We start from the raw sequence: 9292 nt of genomic DNA on the forward strand, positions 1-9292 counted from the left end.
CTCCGGTTAATATACGGAGGTAGCCTCCGATTGGCTACCCGGTAAGGTCGGAGGGGAGATGACCGAAGTCAAGCCGATGCGCGCGGACGCCCGCCGCAACTACGAGCGCCTCCTCGGGGAGGCACAGCGCGCCTTCGCCGAACACGGCGTCGAGGCGTCGCTGGAAGACATCGCGCGCCGCGCCGGGGTCGGCATCGGCACGCTCTACCGGCACTTCCCGACCCGCGACGCACTGCTCGAAACCCTGCTGCGCACCCGGTTCGACGCGCAGGCCGAGCGGGCGCGCGAACTGCTCACCCACGCCGAGCCACTGGCCGCGCTGCAGACCTGGCTGGCCGGGCTGGGCGACGCCACCGGCACGTTCCGCGGTCTGGTGGAACTCACGGCCGACGCGCTCAGCGACGAATCATCCCGGTTGTACGCGTCGTGCCACGAAATGCGGGAGGCGGGATCCCATCTAGTGGAACGTGCGAAAACCGAAGGCGCACTGCGCGAAGACGTCACCACCGACGAGCTTCTTCTCTTGCTGCACGCGGCATCCTGGGCGGGGGGCCACCTGCCCGGCCCGGGAGGCATGCACCGCCTCCTGGCTCTTGTTTTCGAAGGATTACGAGTGAGTTAACACCGTGGGAAGCCAGGGGGCGGTCCAGCGGGTTAAACTCCGCCTCGACCGGGGCACAACGACGTGCACAGACCGTTTGTCGACACACAGCGTCCTGGAAGTGACCAGATAGTGGGAGCCGCATCGTGAGCAAGCCCAGCAAACCCGTCGTCCTCATCGCGGAGAAGCTCGCCCCCTCCGTGCTGAGTGTGTTCGGTGACGAGGTGGAGGTCCGGCACGTCGACGGTACGGATCGATCCGCGCTGCTGGAGGCGGTGAAGAGCGCCGACGCGCTGCTGGTCCGCTCCGCCACGAAGGTCGACGCCGAGGTCCTCGGCGCCACGACGCAGCTGAAGGTCGTCGCCCGCGCGGGTGTCGGCCTGGACAACGTCGAGGTGCCCGCCGCCACCGAGCGCGGCGTCCTGGTCGTCAACGCGCCGACGTCGAACATCGTCTCCGCCGCGGAGCACGCCGTCGCCCTGCTGCTGTCGGTCGCGCGCCGGGTCCCGGCCGCCAGCCAGAGCCTGCGCGGCGGCGAGTGGAAGCGCAGCTCGTTCTCGGGTGTGGAGCTGCAGGGCAAGACCGTCGGCGTGGTCGGGCTCGGCAAGATCGGCCAGCTGTTCGCCCAGCGCCTCGCCGCGTTCGACACCAAGATCATCGCCTACGACCCCTACGTCTCGGCCGCGCGCGCGGGCCAGCTCGGCATCGAGCTCGTCACCCTCGACGAGCTCCTGTCGCGCGCCGACGCCATCTCCATCCACCTGCCGAAGACGCCGGAGACCAAGGGCCTCATCGACGCCGAGGCGCTGAAGAAGACCAAGCCGGGCGTCATCATCGTGAACGCCGCCCGCGGCGGGCTGATCGTCGAAGAGGACCTGGCCGACGCGCTGCGCTCGGGTCACGTCGGCGGTGCCGGCATCGACGTCTTCGTCACCGAGCCGACCACGTCCAGCCCGCTGTTCGAGCTGGAGAACGTCGTCGTGACGCCGCACCTCGGCGCGTCGACGGCCGAGGCGCAGGACCGCGCGGGCACCGACGTCGCGAAGTCCGTGCTGCTGGCGCTGCGCGGCGACTTCGTGCCGGACGCGGTGAACGTGTCCGGCGGCGGCGCGGTGGGCGAGCACGTCCGCCCGTACCTGACGCTGACGCAGAAGCTCGGCCAGCTGCTCACCGCCCTGAACCCGACGGCGCCGAACTCGGTGACCGTGCAGGTCAAGGGCGAGCTGACCAGCGAAGACACCGGCGTGCTGCAGCTGGCCGCGCTGCGCGGGGTGTTCACCGGCGTGGTCGAGGACCAGGTCACGTTCGTCAACGCGCCGCAGCTGGCGGAGAAGCTGGGCGTGCAGGTCGAGCTGGTCACCGAGTCGGAGAGCCCGAAGTTCCGCAGCCTGGTCACGGTGCGCGCGGTGCACGCCGACGGCTCGGTGCTGACCGTGTCCGGTTCGGTCACCGGCAAGGACGAGGTCGAGAAGCTGGTCGAGGTCAACGGCCGCGGCTTCGACCTGCGCGCCGAGGGCACGGTCCTGCTGGTCGAGTACGGCGACCGCCCGGGCGTGATGGGCCGCGTCGGGACGCTGCTCGGCGAGGCCGGCATCAACATCGAGGCCGCGCAGATCAGCCAGACGACCGACGGTTCCGACGCCGTGATGCTCCTGCGCGTCGACCGCCACATCGACGCTCACCTGCTGGAGCCCATCGGCGCTTCGGTCGGGGCGCACACGATCCGCGCCGTCGACTTCAACTGACGCGAGACATGACAAAGGCCCCCTCACCGTCCGCGGTGAGGGGGCCTTCGCACGCAATCACATCTGGATAACGGAGTCCTTTGCCTACGTAAGTAGGTGTTTTGGGGCATTAGGTTCTCTCCGCGAGGTCGAACCACGCGTCGTCGAGGGCACGGCGCGGTCGCCGTGCTTCACCGTCGGGGGTGCTAGGAGCGGCAGGCAGGTTCGGGTCCAGACCTCGAGTAAGGGGCCGACTCATGAGCAGATCCCGCTTACCCGCTCGCATCACGACGGCGTTCTTCGCCGTCGTGCTGGCGGCCGCGCTGGGGGCGCCGGTCGCGAGCGCTGCCGACGCACCACTCGCCGACGGGGTGGCGCCGGCGAAGATCGACGACGCGAAGCTGCAGGGCAAGCTCTCGCCGCGGCTGGGTGCCGCGCAGGGCCGCGTCACCGCGTTCGTCGAGCTGGCGAAGAAGCCCGCCGTCGACGCGTTCACCGCCGCGCAGCCGCAGGGCAAGGACCAGGCGAAGCGGGCCGCCCGCGCCGCGAAGGCCGACACCGCCGCCGCCGTGGGCTCGGTCCTCGGCCAGCTGCGCTCGGCCGACGCCCAGCCGCAGGTCGTCACGCAGACCGCCAACGCCGTCCCCGGCGTCGTCGTCACCGCTGACGCCGCGAAGCTGCGCGAAGTCGCGAAGCGCGCGGACGTCGTTTCGGTGCGCACGGTCGTGCCGAAGACCCGCACCAACGCCAGCGCCGAGCAGCTGACCAACACGCTCGCCGCGTGGCAGCAGACCGGCAAGTTCGGCGACAACGTCCGCGTCGGCGTGATCGACGACGGCATCGACTACACCCACGCCGACTTCGGCGGGCCGGGCACGAAGGCCGCGTACAACGGCGTCGACCGGACCAAGCCGACCCCGCTCTTCCCGAGCGCCAAGGTCGTCGGCGGCACCGACCTCGTCGGTGACGACTACGACGCGGCGACGGCCGGCAAGACCACCCCGGCGCCCGACCCGAACCCCCTCGCCTGCGGTGAGCACGGCACGCACGTGGCCGGCACCATCGGCGGCTTCGGCGTCACCGCCGACGGCAAGACCTTCAAGGGCGACTACAAGAAGCTCGACGCCAAGAAGGTCGACGCGATGCAGATCGGCCCGGGCACGGCGCCGAAGTCGCTCCTCTACGCCATCAAGGTCTTCGGCTGCGCGGGCTCGACGAACGTCACCTCGCAGGCGCTCGACTGGGCGCTCGACCCGGACGGCGACGGCGACTTCACCGACCACCTCGACATCGTCAACCTGTCGCTGGGCTCCGACTTCGGCGCGCCGGACGACCCGGACTCGCTGTTCGTGCGCAAGCTCGCCGCGAACAACGTCCTCCCGGTGATCTCCGCGGGCAACGGCGGCGACATCAACGACATCGCCGGCTCGCCGGGCAACACCCCGGAGGCGCTCACCGTCGCCAGCACGCGCGACGCGGGCATCCTGCGCGACGCCGCCGAGGCCAAGGCCCCCGCGAACGCCGCGGGCCAGAAAACCGGGCAGTACAGCCAGAACTACACCGGCTACGACACCCTCGACGTGACCGCGCCCGTCGTGGCCCTCTCGGCGGCGAACGCCGCGGGCTGCGCGCCGTACTCCGCGGCGGACAAGGCGAAGGCCGCCGGCAAGTTCGTCTGGCTGGAGTGGGACGACAACGACTCGACCCGCGCCTGCGGTTCGGCGGCCCGGGCGAACAACGCCCAGGCGGCCGGGGCGAAGGGCGCGCTGCTGTCGTCCACTTTGGAACACTTCAGCGCGGGCATCGCGGGCAACACGGCGATCCCGATGTTCCAGTTCACCGGTTCCGCGACGAAGACGCTGCGCGCGGCGCTGACCGCGGGCACGCTGCAGGTCCGGCTCTACGGCGCCGGGCGCGCCTCGATCCAGACCTACGACAAGACGATCGTGGACACCCCGAGCTCGTTCACCTCGCGCGGCACCCGCGGCCCGGCCCTCAAGCCGGACGTCGCCGCCCCCGGTGACACGATCACCTCGGCGTTCCGCGGCAGCGGCAACGGCCGGACCGTGCTCTCGGGCACGTCGATGGCCGCCCCGCACACCGCGGGCATCACGGCGCTGGTCCGTCAGTCCCACCCGGACTGGTCGGTCGAGGAGGTCAAGGCCTCGGTCATCGACACCGCCGGCCACGACGTCGGTGACGGCGCGGGCCACACCTACGCGCCGCAGCGCGTCGGCAGCGGCCGGATCGACGCCAAGGCGGCGCTGGACAACCAGGTGCTGGCCTACGTCCAGGACGACCCGGGCGCGGTCAGCGTCAGCTTCGGCACGGTCGAGGCTTCCGGGCCGGTGACGCTGTCGAAGACGATCAAGCTGGTCAACAAGGGCGTCACGCCGGCCGAGTACACGGTGGGCTACCAGGCGGTCAACGCGCTGCCGGGTGTCGAGTACACAGTGGACAAGCCGTCGGTGAAGCTGACCCCGCGCGGCACCGCCAAGGTCAAGGTGACGCTGAAGATCACCGACCCGAAGGCGCTGCGCAAGGTCATGGACCCGACCATGCAGGCCACCCAGGCCGGCCTGGCGCGGCAGTTCGTCGCCGACGCATCCGGGCGCGTCGCCTTCACCCCGACCAGCGGGGCCAAGGTGCCGCTGCGGGTTTCGGTGTACGCCGCACCCAAGCCGGTGTCGACGATTTCGACGCCGCAGTCGGTGAAGTTCGCCCCGGACGCCACCCAGGCCGTGCTGAACCTGACCGGCAAGGGTGTCGACCAGGGCTCCGGCGCGCAGCGGTACCGCTCGCTGATCAGCGTGCTCGAGCTGCAGGCGGAGTCCCCGCAGCTGCCCGAGTGCGACGCGGACGTGGTCACCGACTGCACGGTGAACAAGACCGCGAAGGGCGGCGACCTCCGCTACATCGGGGCGGCTTCCACCGCGCCGCTGGCGAAGGACCAGGGTGAGCCGGAGAACGCGATCCTCGCGTTCGGCCTGTCCACCTGGGGCGACTGGGCGAACATCGGCAGCAACACCTCGCCGTTCGTCGACATCGACACCACCGGGGACGGGACGCCGGACTTCGAGACCTACGTGACCAAGGCGACGTCCACGGACGTGCTGCTGGCCGTCACGGTCGCGCTGACCCCGGGCTTCCCGCAGGTGGACGTCCAGGCCGTCAACGGGCAGCTCGGCGACGTCGACACGAACGTGTTCGACACGAACGTGGTGACGCTGCCGGTTTCCCTGGCGGCGCTGGGCATCGACGCGACCGCCGACAGCCACCGCATCTCCTACACGGTGGGCGTGAGCGGTTTCTACGTCGCGCCGGGCACGACGAACGGGCTGATCGACTACGTCGGCACGCCGCTTTCGTTCGACGCGCTCGCGCCGGGCTACTCGGTGCAGGGTGGTGGCGACGCCGCGCTGGGCTACGTCGCGAAGCCGGGAACGGCGCTGGTCGTGAACCGGAACGCGGCTTCGGCCGCGGCGGACAAGGCTCTCGGTTTGTTCGCCATCGAGCACCACAACGCCGCGGGCAACCGGGCGAACGTGGTCAAGGTGGACGCCGCCCAGGGCGCCCGGCCGGGCAGCGACCGTCAGCCGATCGGGGCTGGTCACCGCTAGTCCGGGGCAAGATCGATCGAAGCAGGAACAGGGGCGTTCCCGGCGGGTTTCCGCCGGGGGCGCCCCGCTCTTGTTAACCCGATCGGGTGCCTCACCCTGCGGGAGGATGCGGCATAAGGGTGGTGCGGCTACGGCCGTTTGTCTACGGCCGGTAACCTTCCGGCTGCTGGCGTTTTGTTGCGGTGGGCCATCGGTGCATCCGGTGGCCTCGTCGACGGAGGTGTGTGGATGCGGCTCGCGGTGATCCCAGGAGACGGGATCGGGCCCGAGGTGGTCTCCGAGGCGCTGAAGGTGCTCGGTGAAGTAGTACCGACGGCGGAGATCACGAACTACGACCTCGGCGCCGCGCGGTGGCACGCGACCGGTGAGCTGCTCCCGGAGTCGGTGCTCGGCGAACTCCGCCAGCACGACGCGATCCTGCTGGGCGCGGTCGGCGACCCGACGGTGCCGAGCGGCATCCTCGAGCGCGGTCTGCTGCTGCGTCTGCGGTTCGAAATGGACCACCACGTCAACCTGCGCCCGGCGCGGCTGTACCCGGGTGTCCGGGGACCGCTGGCCGACGCCGGCGACGTCGACATGGTCGTCGTGCGCGAAGGGACCGAAGGCCCGTACGCGGGCACGGGTGGCTTGATCCGCAAGGACACCGAGCACGAGATCGCGACGGAGGTCAGCACCAACACGGCGTACGGCGTCCGGCGTGTGGTCGCGGACGCGTTCAGCCGCGCCGAGCGCCGCCCGCGCAAGCACCTGACGCTGGTGCACAAGACCAACGTGCTGTCGTTCGCCGGGTCGCTGTGGTCGCGGATCGTCGAAGAGGTCTCGCTGGAGCACCCGGACGTGACGGTCGCCTACTCCCATGTGGACGCGGCGACCATCCACCTGGTGACCGACCCGTCCCGGTTCGACGTGATCGTGACGGACAACCTGTTCGGCGACATCCTCACCGACCTCGCGGCGGCGGTGACCGGCGGCATCGGCCTCGCGGCGAGCGGCAACCTGGACATGACCCGCCGCAACCCGAGCATGTTCGAGCCGGTCCACGGTTCGGCGCCGGACATCGCGGGCCAGGGTCTCGCGGACCCGACGGCGGCGGTCCTTTCGGTGGCGCTGCTGCTGGACCACCTGGGCCAGAAGGAAGCGGCGCGGCGGATCGAGGCTTCGGTGGCGTTCGATCTGGCCACGCGGGACCAGGCTTCCCCGGGCGCGACGACGGCGATCGGCGACCGGCTGGCGGCCCTCGTGTCGTCCAACGTGCGCACGGCGGGCTGAGACCGCTTTCCGTACTCCGCTTTCCGTACTCCGTGAAGGCCTCCTTACCGGCATCTCGAGCCGGTAAGGAGGCCTTCACGGCTTTTGGGCACTGCCCTGGTGTTCCCGGATGGTGGGAGCTTGACCCAGGTTGTGGACTTCCGGCGAAACCCTGTGGCATGATGCGACCGTGACCAGCTTCGCGATCATTATCATCGAGCGCGCCGGACGATAGCTCCACAAGAGCCCCCGGCGCGCAACCTCTCGCACCCTTGCGGGAGGTTTTTTTGTTGCCCGAAACGCTTGAAGCGCTGCACTAGGAGACCACCGTGACCCGCCAGGAGCCCGCCGATACCCCGCTCGGCGATGCCTTCCACCTCTACGACACGACCCTGCGCGACGGTGCGCAGCGCGAGGGCATCTCCTACTCCGTGCAGGACAAGCTGGCCGTCGCGCGGCTGCTGGACGAGCTCGGCGTCGGGTTCATCGAGGGTGGCTGGCCGGGTGCGCTGCCCAAGGACACGGAGTTCTTCGCCCGCGCCGCGAAAGGCGAACTCAAGCTCGAGCACGCGGCTCTCGTGGCTTTCGGCGCCACCCGCAAGGCCGGCACCACCGCCGACGCCGATCCGCAGGTCCGGGCCCTGCTCGACAGCGAAGCTCCCGTCATCACCCTCGTTGCGAAGTCCGATCTGCGGCACATCGAACGCGCCCTGCGGGTCGACGTCGACGAAGCCTGCGCCATGGTCCGCGACACCGTCGCGTTCCTGGTCAAGGAAGGCCGGCGGGTCTTCCTCGACGCCGAGCACTTCTTCGACGGCTACGCCTACTCGCCCGAGACTTCGCTGAGGATCCTCGACGCCGCGGGGAACGCGGGCGCCGACGTTCTCGTGCTCTGCGACACCAACGGCGGGCAGCTGCCGCTGGGTCTCGCCGAGACGGTCGGGACCATCAAGGAAAAGACGGGATTCCGCCTCGGGATCCACTGTCAGGACGACACTTCCTGCGCCGTGGCGAACTCCGTCGCCGCGGTGCAGGCCGGCGTGACGCACGTTCAGTGCACCGCCAACGGTTACGGGGAGCGGGCCGGCAACGCCGACCTCTTCGCCGTGACGGGAAACCTGGTGACCAAGCTCGGGATGGAGGTCCTCCCGACCGGAGGTGCCGCCGAGCTCACCCGGGTCTCCCATGCCCTTGCCGAAATCGCCAACCTCGCCCCCTACACCCACCAGGCGTACGTAGGGGCGTCGGCTTTCGCTCACAAGGCGGGACTGCACGCGAGCGCGATCAAGGTGGATCCGTTGCTGTACAACCACATCGATCCGTCTTCCGTCGGCAATGACATGCGGGTACTGGTCACCGAGATGGCCGGCAGGGCCAGCCTCGAGCTCAAGGGACGTGAGCTCGGGGTCGACCTTGCCGGCCGGCCCGAGGCGCTGACCAGCGCCATCACGAAGGTCAAGCGCCTCGAAGCGGAGGGCTGGTCCTTCGAGGCGGCCGACGCCTCCCTCGAGCTCCTGCTGCGCCAGGAGGCCGACGTGCCCGCCGAGGCGCCGTTCGAGCTCGAGTCCTACCGGGTCGTGCTCGACCACCGCGCCGACGCCGAGGTCGTGTCCGAAGCGACGGTCAAGGTGCACGTCGGCGGCCAGCGCGTCATCGCCACCGCCGAGGGCATCGGCCCGGTGCACGCGCTCGACGCCGCCCTGCGGAAGGCGCTGTCGCCGCACCTGTCCTGGTTGGACAGTGTGGAGCTCGCCGACTACAAGGTCCGCATCCTCCAGGGCCACCCGGGCACCGACGCGGTGACGCGCGTGCTGGTCGAGAGCACCGACGGCGAGCGCGAGTGGACCACGGTCGGGGTGCACGGGAACATCGTCGAGGCCAGCTGGCTGGCCCTCTGTGACGCGCTCGTGCACAAGAGCAGCACCGTGGCCCCGGCACAGTGACATCCGGGCCTTCGGCCCGGGCCGGGGGCTCCGCCACCCGGAACCCCCGAAAGGCACAGGGACATCCGGGCCTTCGGCCCGGGCCGGGGGCTCCGCCACCCGGAACCCCCGAAAGGCACAGGGACATCCGGGCCTTCGGCCCGGGCCGGGGGCTCC

Annotated in this window: 5 protein-coding genes; all 5 read left to right on the top strand. The window is 70.3% G+C overall.

Translation table 11 applies throughout. The annotated features are described in order from the left end of the window. The first annotated feature begins 58 nt into the window (after positions 1-58). The 5 genes from ACZ4TR_RS42665 (at position 59) to cimA (ending at position 9136) form a co-directional block, all read left to right on the top strand. Entirely contained in the window at positions 59-622 is a 564-nt protein-coding gene (locus ACZ4TR_RS42665; protein WP_465293955.1) for a TetR/AcrR family transcriptional regulator, read from the top strand. A 125-nt stretch (positions 623-747) separates the two neighbouring features. Then, the gene (gene serA / locus ACZ4TR_RS42670) at positions 748-2346 is read left to right on the top strand and encodes a phosphoglycerate dehydrogenase (protein ID WP_465293957.1); all 1599 of its coding nucleotides are present in this window, start codon (positions 748-750) and stop codon (positions 2344-2346) included. 236 nt (positions 2347-2582) lie between these two features. Further along, complete coding sequence (locus tag ACZ4TR_RS42675; protein ID WP_465293959.1) at positions 2583-5945, top strand: S8 family serine peptidase; 3363 nt, start codon at positions 2583-2585, stop codon at positions 5943-5945. A 228-nt stretch (positions 5946-6173) separates the two neighbouring features. Beyond that, a complete protein-coding gene (locus ACZ4TR_RS42680; RefSeq protein WP_465293961.1) occupies positions 6174-7214 on the top strand; it encodes a 3-isopropylmalate dehydrogenase in 1041 nt (346 codons plus the stop codon). A 308-nt stretch (positions 7215-7522) separates the two neighbouring features. Continuing rightward, positions 7523-9136 carry a citramalate synthase gene (gene cimA, locus ACZ4TR_RS42685; protein WP_465293963.1) on the top strand — a complete coding sequence of 538 codons (1614 nt, stop codon included), beginning with the start codon at positions 7523-7525 and terminating at the stop codon, positions 9134-9136. Positions 9137-9292: the final 156 nt, after the last annotated feature.

The sequence above is a fragment of the Amycolatopsis sp. NPDC028719 genome, from assembly GCF_055565395.1.